We start from the raw sequence: 19,506 nt of genomic DNA, 5'->3' as shown, positions 1-19,506 counted from the left end.
TTGCGGAAAGGAGCGCGCTGGCGGGAAGCCCGCCGGCGCAATTCGCTCGGAAAAACAGGTAGGAGACTGACGAGCGACCCGATCCGGACCTCGTTAGGGCTGCTTCCTTCCGGACCTGACCCGGTTGGCGAGTGGCTCGTCCACCGCCAATCTCCCGGTCCCTATTTGGGGCCAAAAGGTCGGGAAAGCAAGCGGGTATCCGTGGGTCCCGCACACCCCGCTGGGCGGCCCCGGCCGGCCCATTTGGACGCGGAAGCCGGCTCAGTGTTGGCGACCTGGAACCTCCGTGATTCGCGCAAACCGCTTGCGATACTCGGCGGGCGTCACGCCGACGTGACGATTGAACGCGCGACGCAGCGTATCGGCGTCCGCGAATCCACAATGGAGCGCGACCTGCTTCGGGGCTTCATTGCCAAACTCGAGCAGCCGCCTCGCCGCATTGACGCGGGCTTCCTCGACCCAGGTCGCAGGCGTGACGCCCACCTCGGCGCGGAACAGCCGTGCAAAGTGCCTCGGGCTGAGCTCCATGCGCGTCGCCAAGCTCGCAACGCTGTGGTCGAGCCCGGGATTGGCGGCGACCCAGCGCTGCAGCTCCTGCAATGCGGCGCGGCCGGCGGGAACAGCCTCGCCCTTGCGGGTGAACTGCATCTGCCCACCCGGGCGCTTGAAGAACATCACGAGCTGGCTTGCGACTCTCATGGCCGTGTCGCGCCCGAGATCTTCCTCGACCAGTGCCAGCGCGAGGTCGAGCCCTGCGGTCACGCCGGCGGCCGTGCGGAGCTTGCCGTCGGTGACGTAGATGGCATCCTTGTCCACGGTGACCGACGGGAATTTGCTGGCCAGCATGTCTGCGACCGCCCAATGCGTCGTGACCCGCCTGCCATCAAGGAGACCGGCGGCGGCAAGGAAGAAGGCCCCGCTGCAAACCGAGCCGAATCTGCGGGTCCGCGAAGCCCGCCGCCGCAGCCAGTCGATCACGCTCCCGTCCGCCGGGACTTCGGCCGCGTTCGGGCATCCCGCCACCAGCAAGGTGTCGATCGGCTCCTGGAAGTCGCGGTCGACGATTCGGTCGGGCATCAGCCGGACGCCTGAGGAACTGCGGATCGGCCCTGGCTCCGCGCCCGCCACGAACAAGGCATAGGCGGGATAGCCGGCCTGCACGTTCGCCTCGGCGAACACATCGAGCGGCCCTGCGACATCGAGCAGCTGCACGCCGGGCAGCGCCACGATCACAACCGTCCTTGGTTTCGGCTTTGCGCCCATGTCTGCCTCGATCCGGATTTGTCCGTTTTTGACGTGTAACGTCGATTTAAGACAACATAGCCCGGATTTACAGTGAGCGCGATCGAAATTTCAGGAGCTGATCATGTCAGAAATCACCGAGGCCGCCGTCATTCCCGACAGCAAGCTGGCGCGCGCCATCACCGAATACATCCGCGACACGGAAACGGACCTGCTCTTCAACCATTCCAGCCGCGTCTACCAGTTCGGTGCGATGGCCGGCGTCCGCCGTGGGCTGACGTTCGACCGCGAGCTGCTCTACGCCGGCGCCATGTTTCACGACATCGGCCTGATGCCGGGCGATGGCAGCCAGCACGAGCGGTTCGAGGTCGACGGCGCGCACGCCGCGCGCGATTTCCTGCGCAGCCACGGCATTTCAGAAGCCGACGCTTACACGGTCTGGACCGCGATCGCCCTGCACACCACGCCGGGCGTCCCACAGCACATGCACCCCGTCGTCGCGCTGGTGACCGCGGGCGTCGAGATGGACGTGCTCGGGCTCACCTACAGCGAATATTCCGACGCGGAGCGCGAGACGGTCGTGAAGGCGTTTCCGCGCACGCCGCACTTCAAGGAAGACATCATCCAGGCCTTCTACGACGGCATCAAGCATCGGCCTGACACGACGTTCGGCAACGTCAAGGCCGACGTCATCGCCGACAAGGAGCCGCATTTCCATCGCGGCAATTTCTGCAGCGTCATCCGCAACTCGCATTGGCACGGTTGACCGGCGTTCGCGCAAGGACAGTGCGATCTCGAAATCGACTGCTGTGGACCCATGCGAGCCTGAGATTTCGCACGCGGGCAGCAATAGCCAATGACCCCATATTCAGGAGCATTCCATGGCCGATGAGCCGAAACGTTTGACCCATGCGACGGGCGCGCCCGTCAGCGATAACCTCAACATCATGACCGCGGGCCGCCGCGGGCCCGCGCTGCTGCAAGACGTCTGGCTGATCGAGAAGCTGGCTCATTTCGATCGCGAAGTGATCCCGGAGCGACGGATGCATGCCAAGGGTTCCGGCGCCTTCGGCACCTTCACCGTGACCAATGACATCACCCGATACACCAAAGCGAATATCTTCTCGGAAGTCGGCAAGCAGACGCCGATGTTCGCGCGCTTCTCGACGGTGGCCGGCGAGCGCGGCGCAGCCGACGCCGAACGCGACATCCGCGGCTTTGCGCTGAAGTTCTACACCGAGGAAGGCAATTGGGACATGGTGGGCAACAACACGCCCGTGTTCTTCTTCCGCGATCCCTTGCGCTTTCCCGACCTCAATCATGCGATCAAGCGCGATCCCCGGACCGGAATGCGCAGCGCCGACAACAATTGGGATTTCTGGACGTTGTTGCCGGAGGCTCTGCACCAGGTCACCATCGTGATGAGCGAGCGCGGCCTTCCCAGAAGCTTCAGGCACATGCATGGCTTCGGCAGCCATACCTACAGCTTCATCAATGCCACCAACGAGCGGACCTGGGTGAAGTTTCACTTCCGGACGCAGCAGGGCATCGAAAACCTGACCGACGCCGAGGCCGAAGCCCTCATCGGCAAGGACCGCGAGACTCACCAGCGCGACCTGTTCGAGAGCATCGAATGCGGCGATTTCCCGCGCTGGACGATGTTCGTGCAGATCATGACCGACGATCAGGCCAAGGCGTTTGCCTTCAACCCGTTCGACCTGACCAAGATCTGGCCGAAGGCGGACTTTCCGCTGATCGAGGTCGGCTATTTCGAGCTGAACCGAAATCCAGAAAACGTCTTCGCCGAAGTCGAACAGGCCTCCTTCTCGCCGGCTCATGTCGTTCCGGGCATCGGCTTCTCGCCCGACAAGATGCTGCAGGCGAGGCTGTTCTCCTACGGGGACGCGGCGCGCTATCGCCTCGGCGTCAACCATCATCTGATCCCTGTCAACGCGCCGAAATGCCCATATCACAGCTACCATCGCGATGGCGCGATGCGGACCGACGGCAATCTCGGGAGGACGCCGACCTATTTCCCGAACAGCCGCGGCGAGTGGACGGACCAGCCCGATCTCAACGAGCCGCCGCTCGAGATCGATGGTGCAGCCGCACATTGGGATCACCGCATCGACGACGATCACTATCGGCAGCCCGGCGACCTCTTTCGCAAGATGAACGCAGCCCAGCGGCAGGCCCTGTTCGACAACACGGCGCGTGCTGTCGGCGCCGCTGCCATCGCGATCCAGGAACGGCACATCGCCAACTGCGCCAAGGCCGATCCCGCCTATGGCGCGGGCGTCCGCGACGCGCTGACGCGCCTCGCGACCGCTCGTGCCAAGGCTACGGAAAAGGCCGCAGAATAGCGTCGGTCGATCCGCACCGGCCTTTCGCCGTCTTCGGCGAACGGCGCCGACAGGGCGCCGTTCGCATTTTTAAAGCGAACCGCCGAAGCCTCTCAATTTTCTCGCGAAAATAGCTCGAGCCGACGCGCTCGCCGGGCCTTCCCTCGCGTATCGTCGCGGCACGCCTGTCGCGAAGTGCAGATGCGGACGTTCGCCTCGGAAAGCGTCAAGGCCGATGGGCTCCCTGCCTATCTTCGAGGCCCCGCACATCCCTGAGGCAATCGAGTCTTGACAGGGCCCGCCCGGCAGCGCCTTTCTATGAAATCCTGCCGGAACTGAAACAAAGGGTGCGCAAAAATCCGATCCAGAGCATTTTTCAGCCGGCTGACGCCGATTGATGGGCGAATTTTTTGCGCAAGCTCAACCACACACCTTCATCCAACCAGAAAAGCGATTCCTCAAAATGGTTACACGTCGTGATGTCGCATCGATTGTCGGACTTGGCGCGATGGCTGCGGCCACGCTGGCCTCACCGGCCGTGGCGCAGACCGCAGCGGATTCCAACGAATCGACCTTTGCCCGCATTCGCCGCACCAAGAAGATGCGGATCGGCGCGGTCGGCGGTGGCGCGCCCTATTACATGAAGGACCTCGCCAGCGGCCAGTGGAAGGGCTTCTACATCGACATCGCCAAGGGGCTGGCCGACGACATGGAGGCCGAGCTCGAGATCACCGAGACCACCTGGGGCAATTCGGTGCTCGATCTGCAGTCCAACAAGATCGACATCTTCTTCGGCCTCAACCCGACCCCGAAGCGCGCGCTGGTGGTCGACTTCTCGGTGCCGGTCTTCAACAACGCCTTCGGCATCCTCTGCAAGAAGGACTTCAAGCCGAAGAGCTGGGCCGAGCTGAACTCGCCCGACGTCAAGATCGCCGTCGACCAGGGCTCCTCACACGACCAGGTCGTCAGCCGCCTGACGCCGAAGGCGCAGATCTCGCGACTCAAGACCGCCGACGATGCCACCGCCGCGCTGCAAACCGGCCGCGTCGACGCGCAGTGCCTGATCACCATGCTGTCGCTGACCGTGTTGAAGAAGAATCCCTCGCTCGGCCAGTTCGTGCTGCCGACGCCGATCTTCGCCACCACGTCGAATGCCGGCTTCCGCCGCGAGAACGACAAGACCTTCCGCGACTACGTCAACACCTGGATCGACTTCAACAAGGGCCTCGGCTTCATCCGCAACGCGATCATCACCAACATGGAGCTGGTGGGCGTGACCGAAGCGGACATTCCGCCGGGCGTTTCGCTGTAGGTGATGAGCGCCTGAAGTATCCACATCGTCATGGCCGGGCTTGTCCCGGCCATCCACGCCTGCCCCATGGCACCGAGAACGTGGATGCCCGGGACATAGGCGAGCGGAAGCGACGCCGTCCTTCGGACGGCTACGCCCGGGCATGACGGCAAGTTTCTGGACTGACATCGGGTACGAGTAAGAACACGCATGTATCAGTGGGACTTCGGCATCCTCTGGAGCTATCGCTGGCTCTTTCTCAACGGGCTCGGCGTTACCGTCGGCTTCACCGTGGTCATCGTCGTGCTCGGTCTCGTCTTCGGCCTGTTCGGCGCGTTCGGCAGCCTGTCGCGCTTCAAGGCGGTGCGTCTGATCGCCCTCACTTTCATCGAGGCGTTCCGCTGCACGCCGATCCTGGTGCAGCTGATCTGGTTCTATTACGCGCTGCCGATCCTGGCCGGCGTCGAGATGACGCCGATCACGGCCTCAGCCCTGGCGCTCTCGCTCTATGGCGGCTCGTTCTATTCCGAGATCATCCGCGGCGGCATCATCTCGATCGACAAGGGCCAGTCGGAAGCCGGCGCCGCGCTCGGCATGACGCCGGGACAGAGCATGCGGCGCATCGTGCTGCCGCAGGCGATCAAGCGCATGATCCCGGCGCTGATGAACCAGTCGATCATCCAGTTCAAGAACACCTCGCTGGTTTCGGTGCTCGCCGTGCCCGACCTCGTCTACCAGAGCCAGGTCGCCGCCCATGACAGCTACCGGCCGCTCGAGACCTACACCGCGGTCGCGGTCGCCTATGCGGCGATCCTGATTCCGCTAACCATCATCGTCCGCCGCGGCGAGAAGCGACTGGCGGTCAGCGAATGAGCGAGCCATCCAAGAACACTTCGAAGATCGAGATCCGCAGCCTGCGCAAGAGCTTTGGCAGCAACGAGGTTTTGAAGAACATCAGCCTCGACGTGGCCAAGGGGGGCGTGGTGGCGCTGATCGGCCCATCCGGCTCCGGCAAGTCGACACTGCTCCGCTGCATCAATCTGCTGGTCGTGCCCGACGGCGGCAGCGTCCGCGTCGGCGACACAAGCTTCCAATTCGGCGAAGGCGCGAAGCTTCCGGACGTGAAGACACTCGCGAAATTCCGCACCACCACCGGCATGGTGTTCCAGCATTTCAATCTGTTCCCGCACATGACGACGCTTCAGAACGTCATGGAGGGGCCTGTCACGGTGCGCCGCATGGCCAAGGCGGACGCCGAGAAGCTCGCGCGCGCGCAGCTTGCCAAGGTGGGCCTTGCGGAAAAGGCCGACCAATATCCGGCGACGCTGTCCGGCGGGCAGAAGCAGCGCGTCGCGATCGCGCGTGCGCTCGCGATGGAGCCTGATGTGATGCTGTTCGACGAGGCCACCTCGGCGCTCGATCCCGAGCTCGTCGGCGAGGTGCTCGCCGTCATGCAGCGGCTGGCCTCGGAAGGCATGACCATGGTGATCGTGACCCATGAGATCGCCTTCGCCCGCGAGGTCGCCGATCGCCTCATCTTCATGCGCGATGGCGTCGTGGTCGAGGAAGGTCCGGCGCGGCAGGTGATCGACAATCCGCAGGAAGCCGCGACGCGCGCCTTCCTCAGCCATTTCCACCGCACCGGCGCGTTGCCGCCGGCCAACGTAGCACCGTGATGCCTGATATCGATCGCGCCTATCTCGTCACCGGTGCCGCCAGCGGCATCGGCCGCGCCACCGCAAAGCTGCTCGCGGCCCCCGGGACCGCGCTTCTGCTCCACACCCGCTCAAACGCAGAAGGTCTCGATGCCACTGCGGCAGAAGCCGAAGCGAAAGGCGCGGCTGTCGCAAAGTGCCTCGGCGATCTCGCCGAGGAAGCAGCCGTCACCGACGCCGTCGCCGCCGCGCAACGCGCGTTCGGACGGCTCGACGGATTGATCCTGGTCGGCGGTCATGCCCGTCGCGGCAGCGCGATCGGCACGCCGGCGGATCAGTTCCGGCAGGCGATGGACGAATCGGCGCTGGCGTTCACGCGGCTGGTCGACGCCGCGCTGCCGCTGCTGCGTGACGGGCGCGATGCGCGGATCGTGGCGGTGTCCTCTTTCGTCGCGCATGCGATCCGGCCGGAATTCGCACCGTTTGCCGCAACGGCGGCAAGCCGCTCCGCGCTCGAAGCGCTGGTGCGTCTCACCGCGATCGAGCTCGCCAAAGACGGCATCACCGTCAATGCGGTGTCACCCGGCCTCATCATCAAGGACAAGCCGAGCGAGAGCCGGCTCTCGCCCGAGCAGATCGCCACCACCGAGGCACTGATCCCGATGCGCCGTCGCGGGCGGCCGGAAGAAGTGGCCGAGATCATCGTCTTCCTGGCATCACCGAAGGCGTCCTACGTCACCGGCCAGGTCTGGCACGTCAATGGAGGCCTGACATGACCGAAGCAACCATCGAACGCATCAGGCTGTTCCTGATCGAGAGCCCGATCAAGATGGCGCGCCTCCAAGGCGTCGGCAACGTCAAGGGCACGGTGAAGCGCGTGCTGATCGAGCTCACCGCGAGCGACGGCGTGATCGGCTGGGGCGAGGCGGCACCGTGGGAAGTGTTCACGGGAACGCCGGAAGCGGCCTTCTCCGCGCTCGACATCTATCTGCGGCCGATCGTGCTCGGCAAACCCGTGCGCCGCATTCGCGCGCTGATGGCCGAGCTCGACCGTACGCTGGTCGGTCATGCCGAGGCCAAGGTCGGAATCGAGATGGCGCTGCTCGACATCGTCGGCAAGTCGTCAGGATTATCGGTCGCCGACCTGCTCGGCGGCCGCGTGCGCGACACGATTCCCCTCTCCTTCTCCATCGCCGATCCCGATTTCGCCGCCGATCTCGAACGCATGCGAAAAATGGTTCCGGACGGCAACGTCATCTACAAGGTCAAGACCGGCGTAAAACCGCATCGCGAGGACCTCGATCATCTCGAAGCGATCCGCAAGGAATTCGGCGACAAGGTCGACCTGCGCGTCGATTACAACCAGGCGCTGGCGCCGTTCGGCGCGATCAAGATTTTGCGCGATGTCGAAGAGTTTGCGCCGACCTTCATCGAACAGCCGGTGCCGCGCAAATATCTCGACGTGATGGCGCAGCTCACCGCGGCGCTGGAAACACCCGTTCTCGCCGACGAAAGCTGCTTCGACCGCCGCGACATGATGGAGGTGGTGCGCCGCGAGGCGGCCGATGCCGTCTCGATCAAGCTGATGAAAGCCGGCGGCCTGTTCGAGGCGCAGGCGATCATGGCGATCGCCGACATCGCCGGCCTGCCCGGCTATGGCGGCACGCTGTGGGAGGGCGGCATCGGGCTTGCCGCCGGGACGCAGCTGATCGCGGCAACGCCGGGCATCTCGCTCGGCTGCGAATTCTACATGCCGCATCACGTGCTGACCGAGGACGTGCTGGAAGAGCGCGTTGCCAACCGAGCCGGCCATGTCGTGGTGCCCGACGGCCCGGGCCTCGGCATCCGCGTCAGCGAGGCCTCCGTCCGCGCCAATGCGCGGGTGCTTGCGGAGGCGTAATTCCGCCATTCCGGGGCGCGCGCAGCGCGAGCCCGGAATCCATAGCCACAGGAAGTGGTTGTCGCGCGAGCTGGTCACCACGCATCTTCGCCAAACTTCTCCCTGTGGTTATGGGTCCCGGGCTCGCGCTTTGCGCGCCCCGGGACGACTGCGGAGCATGCCGCCCCCGCGGCCCCTAACCTTCCCCTCAGGGACTCCCTATCGTATGGTCCGGCCAAACACGCCCGCCCCATCGGGCTATCCGGAAACGCATATGTCTGATCCCGCCTGGTCGCTGCACTCCCGCCTGAAAGAGGACACCATCGACATCGGCGACCTGCCGCTGTCGAAGGTCCTGGTCATCAAGGACGCGCATTATCCCTGGCTGCTGCTGGTGCCGCGGCGGCCCGATGCGGTCGAGATCATCGATCTCGACGAGGTGGAGCAGGCGCAACTCATGACGGAGATCTCCCGCGTCTCGCGCGCGCTGAAAGAGATCACCAAATGCGACAAGCTCAATGTCGCCGCGCTCGGCAACCTCGTGCCGCAGCTTCATGTCCACATCATCGCACGCCGGACCAGCGACGCTGCATGGCCGCGGCCGGTCTGGGGCGTGATGAAGCCCTTGGCGCATGACGCCACCGAGGTGCAGACTTTCATCAGCGCGCTTCGCCGCAAGATCTGGTTGGGTTGAGAACAAGAAATGTCAGCATTCGACTCGTTTCCGCTGGGACAGCCGGCTTTCGTCACCAACATCCTCGATCGCGCCGCGCATCTGCGCCGCGACGACGAGAAGCTGTTCGCGATGGAGCAGAAGCCATCGTCACGCGCCTATGTCGTCTACCGCGACTCGCTGCTGGTGAAGCGCGAGGGCGACAAGGCGCGCGCGCTGCTGGGAGTAGACGAGGCGCTGAAATGCGGCGCCAACCCCGGCACGATCTTCTTAGGGTTGCGCGACGGCGCCGCGGTGTTCGGCATGGGGATGTCGCAGGCGGCGGCCGAGAAGCTGATCGGCCGCGAGGACTACACCGTCACCGAGCTGCGCGGCATGGCGATGCAGGGCGCGATTCCGCCCGACGAGCTCTCGGCGATCGCGATGGCGAAGTCGATGGTGAGCTGGCACCAGCGCCATGGCTATTGCGCCAATTGCGGCACGCGGAGCGCGATGAAGGAAGGCGGCTGGAAGCGCGAGTGCCCTGCTTGCAAGGCCGAGCATTTTCCGCGCACCGATCCCGTCGTGATCATGCTGGTCGCCTCGGGCGAGAAGTGCCTGCTCGGCCGCCAGAAGCAGTTTCCGCCGGGCATGTATTCCTGCCTCGCCGGCTTCGTCGAGGTCGCCGAGACCATCGAGGACGCGGTACGCCGGGAAATCCTCGAAGAATCCGGAATCCGCTGCACCGACGTGCAGTATTACATGACGCAGCCTTGGCCCTATCCATCGTCGCTGATGATCGGCTGCAGCGCGCGGGCGCTCAACGAGGACGTCGTCGTCGATCATTCCGAGCTAGAGGACGCGCGCTGGTTCACCCGCGAGGAGGCCGCGCTGATGCTGACGCGGACGCATCCGGACGGGCTCGCCGGCCCGCATCCGTTCGCGATCGCCCACCACCTGCTCGGCCGCTGGGTGCACGACAAGACCGGCGCGTAAGCTGGGGCCGCCGGTGGCCACATCACGGACCGCGCCACACACCCTTTGCATCGGCATTCCCGTGCGCGACCTCACCTTTCGCGTCGAGGCCGTGCCCGCGCGCGGCAGCAAGGCCAACGCCACGCATCTCGCCGAGATCTGCGGCGGCAACGCGCTCAATGCTGCGATCGCCATCGCGCGGCTCGGTGGCCGGGTCTCCTTCGCAGGACCGATGGGTGATGCACGGGAAGCGTCGAGCGGCTTCATTCTCGAACAGATGGCCAGTGAAGGCATCGACACGACGCACGTCGTGCGCATGCCCGGCCTGACCACGCCGGTCTCCGCGATCCTGATCGAGCCCTCGGGCGAGCGGACGCTGACGATCTATCGCGATCCCGCTCTGTGGGGCGTGAAGCTGCCGGACGGTGACGCGCTGCTCGCTGATTGCCGGGCGGTCCTCGTCGAGAGCCGCTGCGGCGCCCTTTGTATCGATCTCTGCGCCGAGGCGCGACGGCGCGGCATTCCCGTCATCGTCGGCGTCGATCGCGCGATGTCGTTGCAGGACGGCCTGCTCACGGCCGCCTCGCACCTGCTGTTCGCCAGCGACCAGGTGCAGGAGACGGCCGGCGTCGCCGACGACGGTGGCGCGTTGAAGCGCCTGGCCAGGCTGACGCCGGCCTTCGTCGCCGCCACGCGCGGCCCGCGCGGCACGATCTGGCTGAACGAGGCGGGCGAGCTGGAGGAGACACCGGCCCTCCCGGTTCAGGCGGTCGATACGCTCGGGGCCGGCGACGTCTTCCATGGCGCCTTTGCGCTTCGCCTCGCCGAGGGCGAGGAGGTGCGGGAGGCGCTGCGATTCGCCGCGGCCGCCGCAGCGCTGAAATGCACCCGCCACGGTGGCGGCATGGCCGCCCCACAACGCGTTGAAGTTGAAGAGCTTTTACCAGGCAGGCTCTAGAGAAGTTCCACTGTTACGCCGAGATTATAGGCTTGCCGTGGAAAGATTTTCTCTATATCAGGGAAATCAGCCCCTGAAATGGAACAAAGTTCTTCAAATGACTGACCTCGCTGTCCAACTCCCCGAGACCAGCCGCCGCCTCGATGCCATCGACCGCAAGATTCTGATGGTGCTCCAGGAGGATGCCTCCCTCTCCGTCGCCGAGATCGGCGACCGCGTCGGGCTGTCCTCGACCCCCTGCTGGAAGCGCATCCAGCGCCTCGAGGCCGACGGCGTGATCCTGAAGCGGGTGGCGCTGGTCGACCAGAACAAGATCGGTCTCGGCATCTCCGTATTCGTCTCGGTGGAAAGCTCCGACCATTCCGATGCCTGGCTCAAAAAATTCGCCGAGGCCGTGAGCGCCATGCCCGAGGTGATGGAGTTTTACCGCATGGCCGGCGACGTCGACTACATGCTGCGCGTCGTGGTCGCCGACATGCAGGCCTATGATGTGTTCTACAAGAAGCTGATCAGCGCGGTGCCGCTGAAGAACGTCACCTCGCGCTTCGCGATGGAGAAGATCAAGTCGGTCACCGCGCTGCCGATCCCGGCGGTGGTGGCGGCTTAGAAGCTTAGTTCTCAGGTCTCACCACAAGGAAGCTGTCATCGCCCGGCCTTGACCGGGCGATCCAGTATTCCAGAGGCGGCGATTGGATACGGAGAAGCTGCGGCGTACTGGATGCCCCGGTCAAGCCGGGGCATGACAGCGGAGATTTGCTGCGCGGGTTGTGCTCCCTGATACCCCTCAAATCGTCTGATTGTACGCGCCGACTTCGGGATGCGTGCGGAGCACGCTGTTCACCATCTCGAACATGTCGTGCATGCGCTGCTCGGAGACCGGGCTCTCGACCACGACGACGAGCTCGGGCTTGTTGGAGGACGCGCGCACCAGGCCCCAGCTGCCGTCCTCGACCGTGACGCGTACGCCGTTGACGGTGACGAGATCGCGGATCGCCTGGCCGCCGATCTTGGCGCCCTTGGCCTGCAAGCCTTCAAAATGCTTCACCACCTGGTCGATGACGCCGTACTTGGTCTCGTCGGCGCAATGCGGTGACATGGTCGGCGACGACCAGGTTTTCGGCAGCGCGTTCTTCAGATCGGCCATCGACTTGCCCGGCGCGCGGTCGAGCATGTCGCAGATCGCGAGCGCCGACACCAGGCCGTCGTCGTAGCCGCGTCCGTACGGCTTGTTGAAGAAGAAGTGGCCGGACTTCTCGAAGCCCGCGAGCGCACCCGTCTCGTGGGTACGGCGCTTCATGTAGGAATGGCCGGTCTTCCAATAGGCGACCTTGGCGCCCTGCTTCTGCAGCACGGGATCGGTGACGAACAGGCCGGTCGACTTCACGTCGACGATGAAATGCGCGTCCTTGTGGATCGCCGACATGTCGCGGGCGAGCATCACGCCGACCTTGTCGGCGAAGATTTCCTCGCCGGTGTTGTCGACGACACCGCAGCGATCGCCGTCACCGTCGAAGCCGAGACCGACATCGGCCTTGTGATGCAGCACCGCGTCGCGGATCGCGTGCAGCATTTCCATGTCTTCCGGGTTCGGATTGTATTTCGGGAAGGTGTGGTCGAGCTCGGTGTCGAGCGGGATCACCTCGCAGCCGATCGCCTCCAGCACCTGCGGCGCGAACGCGCCGGCGGTGCCGTTGCCGCAGGCGGCGACGACCTTGAGCTTGCGGGTCAGCTTCGGACGGCCGGTGAGATCGGCGATGTAGCGCGCCGGATAATTCTCGTGGAACTGGTAGGAGCCGCCGGCCTTGTTCTTGAATTCGGCGTTGAGCACGATCTCCTTCAGCCGCGTCATCTCGTCGGGGCCGAAGGTCAGCGGGCGGTTGGCGCCCATCTTCACGCCGGTCCAGCCATTGTCGTTGTGCGAGGCCGTGACCATGGCGCAGCAGGGCACGTCGAGGTCGAACTGCGCGAAATAGGCCATCGGCGTTACCGCGAGCCCGATGTCGTGCACCTTGCAGCCCGCAGCCATCAGGCCGGAAATCAGCGCATATTTGATCGAGGCCGAATAGCCGCGGAAATCATGGCCGGTGACGATCTCCTGCTTGACGCCGAGCTCCGCAATCAGCGCGCCCAGCCCCATGCCGAGCGCCTGGATCCCCATCAGGTTGATTTCCTTCTGGAACAACCAGCGCGCGTCGTATTCGCGAAAACCCGTGGCCTTCACCATCGGCTCGGATTCGAAGGCATAGGTGTTGGGCAACAAGACGGATTTCGGCTTGGGGAACATTGAGACGGTCTCGTGAAAATGGCGGGAATTGATGCAGCCTTAGCGAATGCCGGGCCGCAGCGGAAGGCGGGAATGGCAGCTTATGGCTTATAATTGCGGCAGTTTGGTAACGGGAAAACGCGGCCCGGCGCGAGACTTCCGCCAATGCCGTCCTGAAAAAAATCCGTGCGAACGACCGTTCGTCGGCGCGGCGAGCGCCTTTGAGGCGGCTTACTGCTCCAGCACCATCTGGCCGTTGGCGTATTCGAAGCGCTTCAGGCGGGACAGGAAGGAGAGGCCGAGCAGGTTCTCCGACAGAGCCTCGTCCGGCAGCACCATGGCGTCGACGTCGCGCACGACGAGGCCGCCGACCTCGAGCATGGCGATGCGCGTGCGCGCCGCCTTGATGGTGCCGTTGGCGGTCGAGACGGTGGCGTTGTACTCGCCGCGCGAGGGACGGAGGCCAAAGCGGGCGGCCGAGGTCTCGTTCAGCGCGACCACGGAAGCGCCGGTGTCGATCATGAAGCCGATCCGCTGGCCGTCGATGCGGCCTTCGGCCTGAAAATGGCCACGGCCATCGCGGGAAATGGCGAGGCTGCGCCCACCGGCCGGCGCCGTCGCAGCAACCGCGATCGTCGTGCGCGGCGCTGACGTCGCGGAGGCGGAACTCATCCTGTCCGCTATCTGCGCCATGAACGTGCCGAGGCCGATCATGATGGCCGCGAGGATCATTATGTTACGCATCACACCACTTCCGAGCCGCAAAGCTCGATTTCACCACGCGACACGTCTGGCCGCGAGCGACGCTGCGGTCAGAGCGTCGCTATTTTGACGAAAAGGATGAGCGGAGGGTTAATACGCCTTCGTGGCTTCTCAGGTCCCGCGCGGCTTGACCCGCCGGGTCGGCAGCGCACTCGCCGGATCCTCCGGCCAGGGATGGCGCGGGTAGCGGCCGCGCAGGTCGGAGCGCACGGCGGCGTAACTGCCGCGCCAGAAACCGGGGAGATCGCGCGTCACCTGCACCGGGCGCTGCGCCGGCGACAGTAATTCCAGCACCAGCGGCACCTTACCGGCGGCGATCGACGGATGGGTGTTGAGCCCGAACAACTCCTGGAGCCGCACCGCGATGGTCGGCCCCTGCTCGGCCTCGTAGTCGATCGCGAGCACGCTGCCGGTCGGCGCCTCGAAATGCGTCGGCGCCTCACGATCGAGCCTTGCGCGCATCTCCCAGGGCAACAGTGCCATCAGCGCGTCGGAGAGATCGCCGGCCGAGATGTCCTTCAGTGCGATCTTGTCGTAGAGCGCCGGCACCAGCCAGTCGTCCCGCCGCGTGATCAGTCCGTCGTCGGACAAATCGGGCCAGCTGTCGCCCTCGGCCTTGCGCAGAAACATCACGCGGTCGCGCCACTGCTTTGCGGCCTTCGACCAGGGCAACCGGTCGAGACCTGCGGCAATCAGCCCATCGGCGAAGATGCGCGCGGTCTCCTCCGAAGGCGACACCGCGAGTGTTGCCTCAGACAGCGTGATCGCATGCAGCGCTCGCTTGCGCCGCGCGCGCAGCGCCATCGCGCCACGATCGAACGAGATCTCGTCGACGGTCTCGATATGCTCGGCGAAATGCCGCTCGATGTCGTCCTCGCCGATCGGCGCCGCCAGCAGAATGCGGCCGCTCGCCGCCGTGCCCGTCATCTCGCCGATCGCGATGTAGGGTGCGCGGGCGAGCGACGAGGACTGCTCCACCGCGGCGCCGCGACCATTGGCGAGCACGAAGGTGCCATTGCCGCGATTGCGCGCGACGCGGTCCGGGAAGGCGTAGGCGAGCATCAGGCCGGTCGAGAGATCATCCTGTCCGGTTGCGGCCTTCTCCGACGCCGCCACCTGCGAAGCCCAGCGCCGCGCGAGATCGCGCGCGCTCGCGGCGCGCGGCGAGCGATCGCGGCGGAACTGATCGCGCCGGTACTCGAGATCGACGCTGTCGCCGCCGAGCCCGCGCTCGGTGATGATGGCCGCGATCTCGGCCGCGGCTTCACCGCTGCCTACGCGATGCGAATCCACGATCATGCGCGCCAGCCGCGGCGGCAGTGCCAGCGCGCGCAGGCTTTTGCCTTCGGCGGTGATGCGGCCGTCGCCATCGAGCGCGTTGAGCTCGGACAGAAGGCTTTTCGCTTCTTTCCAGGCGGGCAGCGGCGGCGGATCGAGGAACGACAGCGCCGAAGGATCGGCGACGCCCCATTGCGCGAGGTCGAGCACCAGCGAGGAGAGGTCGGCGCTGAGGATCTCCGGCTGGGTGTAGAGCGCGAGCGAGGCCGTCTGCGGCTCGTCCCAGAGCCGGTAGCAGACGCCGGGCTCGGTGCGGCCGGCGCGGCCGCGGCGCTGGTCCACCGCCGCACGCGCAGCGCGCACGGTCTCGAGCCGCGTCAGCCCGATGTCGGGCTCGTAGCGCGGCACGCGGGCGAGACCGGAATCGACCACGATGCGCACGCCCTCGATGGTGAGCGAGGTCTCCGCGATCGAGGTCGCCAGCACCACCTTGCGCGTGCCTTTCGGCGCGGGCGCGATCGCGCGGTCCTGCACGGCAGCGTCGAGCGCGCCGAACAGCGGCACGATCTCGATGCTGGCATCCTGGACGCGTTCGCTGAGGAAATTCTGGGTGCGGCGGATTTCGGCGGCGCCGGGCAGGAACGCCAGTACCGAGCCGCCGTCGGCGCGCAGCGCGGACGCAATCGCATCCGCCATCTGCCGCTCCACCGGCGCATCCGCCTTGCGGCCGAGATAACGCGTCTCGACCGGAAAGGCGCGGCCCTCGCTCTCGACAACGGGCGCTTCCCCGAGCAGCCTTGCCACGCGCGCGCCGTCGAGCGTTGCCGACATCACGAGGATGCGCAGATCCTCGCGCAGGCCGGTTTGCGCGTCGCGCGCCAGCGCGAGGCCCATGTCGGCATCGAGCGAGCGCTCGTGGAATTCGTCGAACAGGACGGCCGCGATGCCGGAGAGCTCGGGATCGTCGAGGATCTGGCGGGTGAAGATCCCCTCGGTCACCACCTCGATGCGCGTCGCGCGCGAGATCTTCGAGCCGAAGCGGACGCGGTATCCGACGGTTTCGCCGGCCCGCTCGCCAAGCGACTTGGCCATGCGCTCGGCACTCGCCCGCGCAGCGATACGCCGCGGCTCCAGCACGATGATCTTCTTGCCCGCGGCCCAGGGCGCATCCAGCAGCGCCAGCGGCACCCGCGTGGTCTTGCCTGCGCCGGGCGGCGCCACCAGCACGGCGGCGTTATGCGCCTCCAGCGTGCGCGAGAGGTCGTCGAGCACGGCATCGATCGGGAGGGGCGTGTCGAAGCTGCGGGGCAAGGCCTATCCATTCATCATGCCCGGCCTTGTGCCGGGCATCCACGTCTTCGACTAGAAACAGACGTGGATGGCCGGGACAAGCCCGGCCATGACGAAATCGTTGCGGCAGTGGACCGTCAGCCCTGCACCGGCGGACGGCCGATGCTCTCGTAGGTGAAGCCGGCGGCTTGCATCTCTTCGGGCGGGTAGATGTTGCGGAGATCGACGACGACGGGCTGGGTCATGGCCGCCTTCAGCCGGTGGAGATCGAGCGCGCGGAACTGCACCCATTCGGTGACGATGACGAGCGCATCGGCGCCTTGCGCGCAGGAATAGGCGTCCTCGCAATAGGTGATGTTCGGCAGCTCGCCCTTGGCCTGCTCCATGCCGACGGGATCGAAAGCCTTGACCGTCGCGCCCATGTCGATCAGGCCGGTGACGAGCGGGATCGACGGCGCATCGCGCATGTCGTCGGTGTCGGGCTTGAAGGTGAGGCCGAGCACGGCGATGGTCTTGCCGCGCAAGCTACCGCCGAGCGCCTGGCTGACCTTGCGCGCCATCGCGCGCTTGCGGTTCTCATTGACGGCCAGCACGGCTTCGACGATGCGCAAGTTCACGTCATAGTCCTGCGCGATCTTGATCAGCGCCTTGGTGTCCTTCGGGAAGCAGGAGCCGCCGAAGCCCGGACCCGCATGCAGGAACTTGGTGCCGATGCGGTTGTCGAGGCCGATGCCGCGCGCGACCTCCTGCACGTCGGCGCCGACCTTTTCCGAGAGATCGGCGATCTCGTTGATGAAGGTGATCTTGGTCGCGAGGAACGCGTTCGCGGCGTATTTGATCATCTCGGCGGTGCGGCGCGCCGTGAACATCAGCGGGGCCTGGTTCAGCGACAGCGGGCGATAGACGTCGCCCATCACCTTGCGGCCGCGCTCGTCGGAGGTGCCGACGACGACGCGGTCGGGATACTTGAAGTCGCGGATCGCCGCGCCCTCGCGCAGGAATTCGGGGTTGGAGGCGACGACGACGTCGGCCGCAGGGTTGGTCTCGCGGATGATGCGCTCGACCTCGTCGCCGGTGCCGACCGGGACGGTCGACTTGGTCACGACGACGGTGAAGCCCGACAGCGACTGCGCGATCTCGCGCGCGGCGGCGTAGACGTAGGAGAGATCGGCGTGACCGTCGCCGCGGCGCGAGGGCGTGCCGACCGCGATGAAGACGGCATCGGCGTCCGCGACCGGCTTCGACAAATCGGTGGTGAAGTCGAGCCGCTTGGCCTTCACATTGGTCGCGACCAGCTCGTCGAGCCCGGGCTCGTAGATCGGAATCTCGCCGCGATGAAGCGCCGCGATCTTCTTCTCGTCCTTGTCGACGCAGGTGACGTCGTGACCGAAATCCGCAAAGCAGGCTCCGGACACCAGTCCCACATAGCCCGTTCCGATCATCGCGATTCGCATGAAAAACCCTGTTCCAGCTTGGTTAACGAAACCCCAACTTGAGCGGTTTAGCATTTTCCTGAGGGGAGAGAACAGCCCGGATGCAAAAACCGGCACGCGAATTGTACCGGTAAAGAAACCTTAAACCGCAAGGCTTCACACTGCGCCACGTCCGCACAGAGCCGGGCGGACCGCGCCTCGAAACGGGACACCATGGCACTATCAGGCACAATCGCCGCGAGCGGGCTTTCCAAGGCCCCCTCGCCCGCCCGTGTCGACTGGGTCGACTATGCCAAGGGCATCTGCATCGTCATGGTCGTGATGATGCACTCGGTGCTGGGGGTGGAGATCGCGGCCGGCCAGACCGGTTTCATGCATGTCGCCGTGGCCTTCGCAAAGCCGTTCCGGATGCCGGACTTCTTCCTGATTTCGGGCCTGTTCCTGCCATTGGTGATCGATCGGGACTGGCGAACCTATCTCGACCGCAAGGTGGTGCATTTCGCCTATTTCTATGTCGTCTGGGTGACAATCCAGTTCGGCTTCAAGGCACCGGCGTTCGCGGCGGAGACGAGCTGGCGCGAGGCCGGCTTGCTGTATCTGGAATCCTTCGTCGAACCGTTCGGCACGCTCTGGTTCATCTACCTGCTGCCGATCTTCTTCGTGGTCACAAAATTGACACGGCGAGTCCCGCCGCTGGCGATCTGGCTCATCGCTGCCGCGCTGGAGACGGCGCGGATCTCGACCGGCTGGACCGCGATCGACGAATTCTGCGCGCGCTTCGTCTATTTCTATTCGGGATATCTGTTCGCGCCTTACGTGTTCGCGCTGTCCGATCGCGCGCGCAACCATCCCGCACTTGCGCTGGCGGCGCTTGCGAGCTGGGCGCTGGTCAATGCGGGCCTCGTCGCGCTCGGCGCCAGCGAATGGAAGATCGTCTCGCTCGTGCTCGGCTTCGCCGGCGCCTGCGCCATCATCACGATGGGCACGCTGCTCGCCCGCGCACAATGGTTGAACTTCTTCCGCTTCTGCGGCGAGCATTCGATCGTGATCTACCTCGCCTTCTTCCTGCCGATGGCGGCGACACGAACGCTGCTGCTGCGCACCGGCGTCATTGCCGACATCGGCACGGTGTCGCTGATCGTCACCATCGTCGGCGTGATCGGATCGCTCGCGATCTGGTACGTCGCATTGCGGCTCAATGCCCGCTTCCTGTTCGAACGGCCGCAGACGTTCTGGATCGCGCCGAAGAAGGCAGGGCCGGTGTTGCAGGCGGCGGAGTAGCCGCCCTCTCGGTGTCGTCGCCCGGCTCGACCGGGCGACCCAGTACGCCGAGACGCCAGTGATCGAGCCGAGAAGCCGCGGCGTACTGGTTTCCCCGCCTTCGCGGGGAATGACAGCGGGGATGTGGCGAACGACGGTGGGGATAGCGGCACCAGCGGCCCAAAAATCCCCCGCTCAAGGCTGTCAAAGCCCGCAAAAATTCATA

At 65.4% G+C, this 19,506-nt stretch carries 17 protein-coding genes and 1 other RNA gene; 12 read left to right on the top strand and 6 right to left on the bottom strand.

Features of this window, described 5'->3' with window-relative positions:
• Window positions 1-58: 58 nt before the first annotated feature.
• Both ffs and ABIB95_RS14265 read right to left on the bottom strand, forming a co-directional pair.
• Window positions 59-155, bottom strand: an RNA gene (gene ffs / locus ABIB95_RS14270) — signal recognition particle sRNA small type.
• A 106-nt stretch (window positions 156-261) separates the two neighbouring features.
• On the bottom strand, window positions 262-1,263 hold the full coding sequence (locus ABIB95_RS14265; protein WP_354240115.1) for a GlxA family transcriptional regulator: 1,002 nt from the start codon (window positions 1,261-1,263) through the stop codon (window positions 262-264).
• 103 nt (window positions 1,264-1,366) lie between these two features.
• Here ABIB95_RS14265 and ABIB95_RS14260 point away from each other — a divergent pair, with 103 nt between their 5' ends.
• The 11 genes from ABIB95_RS14260 to ABIB95_RS14210 all read left to right on the top strand — a co-directional run bounded on the left by ABIB95_RS14260 (window position 1,367) and on the right by ABIB95_RS14210 (window position 11,601).
• The gene (locus tag ABIB95_RS14260; protein WP_354240113.1) at window positions 1,367-2,008 is read left to right on the top strand and encodes an HD domain-containing protein; all 642 of its coding nucleotides are present in this window, start codon (window positions 1,367-1,369) and stop codon (window positions 2,006-2,008) included.
• A gap of 115 nt (window positions 2,009-2,123) precedes the next feature.
• Window positions 2,124-3,605, top strand: a complete 1,482-nt coding sequence (locus ABIB95_RS14255) for a catalase (RefSeq protein ID WP_354240111.1) — start codon at window positions 2,124-2,126, stop codon at window positions 3,603-3,605.
• Between the two features lie 442 nt (window positions 3,606-4,047).
• Window positions 4,048-4,896: a transporter substrate-binding domain-containing protein gene (locus ABIB95_RS14250; protein WP_071909178.1), complete on the top strand. Its 849-nt coding sequence runs from the start codon at window positions 4,048-4,050 to the stop codon at window positions 4,894-4,896.
• 189 nt (window positions 4,897-5,085) lie between these two features.
• A complete protein-coding gene (locus ABIB95_RS14245; protein ID WP_063979828.1) occupies window positions 5,086-5,748 on the top strand; it encodes an amino acid ABC transporter permease in 663 nt (220 codons plus the stop codon).
• Window positions 5,745-6,551 (top strand): amino acid ABC transporter ATP-binding protein, encoded by an 807-nt coding sequence (locus ABIB95_RS14240; RefSeq protein WP_354177842.1) that lies wholly within the window; start codon window positions 5,745-5,747, stop codon window positions 6,549-6,551. The genes ABIB95_RS14245 and ABIB95_RS14240 overlap by 4 nt, the downstream gene beginning before the upstream one ends.
• Window positions 6,551-7,306 carry an SDR family NAD(P)-dependent oxidoreductase gene (locus ABIB95_RS14235; RefSeq protein ID WP_354177843.1) on the top strand — a complete coding sequence of 252 codons (756 nt, stop codon included), beginning with the start codon at window positions 6,551-6,553 and terminating at the stop codon, window positions 7,304-7,306. The genes ABIB95_RS14240 and ABIB95_RS14235 overlap by 1 nt, the downstream gene beginning before the upstream one ends.
• Window positions 7,303-8,430: a muconate cycloisomerase family protein gene (locus tag ABIB95_RS14230; protein WP_063979831.1), complete on the top strand. Its 1,128-nt coding sequence runs from the start codon at window positions 7,303-7,305 to the stop codon at window positions 8,428-8,430. Before ABIB95_RS14235 ends, ABIB95_RS14230 begins: the two co-directional genes overlap by 4 nt.
• Before the next feature lie 253 nt (window positions 8,431-8,683).
• A complete protein-coding gene (locus tag ABIB95_RS14225) occupies window positions 8,684-9,103 on the top strand; it encodes an HIT domain-containing protein (protein WP_063979832.1) in 420 nt (139 codons plus the stop codon).
• A 9-nt stretch (window positions 9,104-9,112) separates the two neighbouring features.
• Window positions 9,113-10,057, top strand: coding sequence for an NAD(+) diphosphatase (nudC, locus tag ABIB95_RS14220; protein WP_063979833.1), 945 nt, complete (start codon window positions 9,113-9,115; stop codon window positions 10,055-10,057).
• A gap of 13 nt (window positions 10,058-10,070) precedes the next feature.
• Complete coding sequence (locus ABIB95_RS14215) at window positions 10,071-10,994, top strand: sugar kinase (RefSeq protein WP_354240109.1); 924 nt, start codon at window positions 10,071-10,073, stop codon at window positions 10,992-10,994.
• Window positions 10,995-11,091: 97 nt separating this feature from the next.
• A complete protein-coding gene (locus tag ABIB95_RS14210) occupies window positions 11,092-11,601 on the top strand; it encodes an Lrp/AsnC family transcriptional regulator (protein WP_354240107.1) in 510 nt (169 codons plus the stop codon).
• Between the two features lie 177 nt (window positions 11,602-11,778).
• Here ABIB95_RS14210 and ABIB95_RS14205 read toward each other — a convergent pair whose 3' ends face one another.
• From ABIB95_RS14205 to ABIB95_RS14190, 4 genes are all read right to left on the bottom strand, one after another.
• Window positions 11,779-13,278 (bottom strand): phosphomannomutase/phosphoglucomutase, encoded by a 1,500-nt coding sequence (locus tag ABIB95_RS14205; RefSeq protein WP_085398210.1) that lies wholly within the window; start codon window positions 13,276-13,278, stop codon window positions 11,779-11,781.
• 210 nt (window positions 13,279-13,488) lie between these two features.
• The gene (locus tag ABIB95_RS14200) at window positions 13,489-14,001 is read right to left on the bottom strand and encodes a TIGR02281 family clan AA aspartic protease (RefSeq protein ID WP_354240104.1); all 513 of its coding nucleotides are present in this window, start codon (window positions 13,999-14,001) and stop codon (window positions 13,489-13,491) included.
• Between the two features lie 129 nt (window positions 14,002-14,130).
• A complete protein-coding gene (hrpB, locus tag ABIB95_RS14195) occupies window positions 14,131-16,608 on the bottom strand; it encodes an ATP-dependent helicase HrpB (RefSeq protein ID WP_354240102.1) in 2,478 nt (825 codons plus the stop codon).
• A gap of 116 nt (window positions 16,609-16,724) precedes the next feature.
• Entirely contained in the window at window positions 16,725-18,041 is a 1,317-nt protein-coding gene (locus ABIB95_RS14190) for a UDP-glucose dehydrogenase family protein (protein WP_354240100.1), read from the bottom strand.
• A gap of 192 nt (window positions 18,042-18,233) precedes the next feature.
• Here ABIB95_RS14190 and ABIB95_RS14185 point away from each other — a divergent pair, with 192 nt between their 5' ends.
• Window positions 18,234-19,301 carry an acyltransferase family protein gene (locus tag ABIB95_RS14185; protein WP_354240098.1) on the top strand — a complete coding sequence of 356 codons (1,068 nt, stop codon included), beginning with the start codon at window positions 18,234-18,236 and terminating at the stop codon, window positions 19,299-19,301.
• The last annotated feature ends 205 nt before the right edge of the window (window positions 19,302-19,506 follow it).

The organism is Bradyrhizobium sp. LA2.1 (assembly GCF_040547725.1).
Lineage (GTDB): Bacteria > Pseudomonadota > Alphaproteobacteria > Rhizobiales > Xanthobacteraceae > Bradyrhizobium > Bradyrhizobium barranii.
This window is presented reverse-complemented; position numbering and strand designations above follow the sequence as displayed.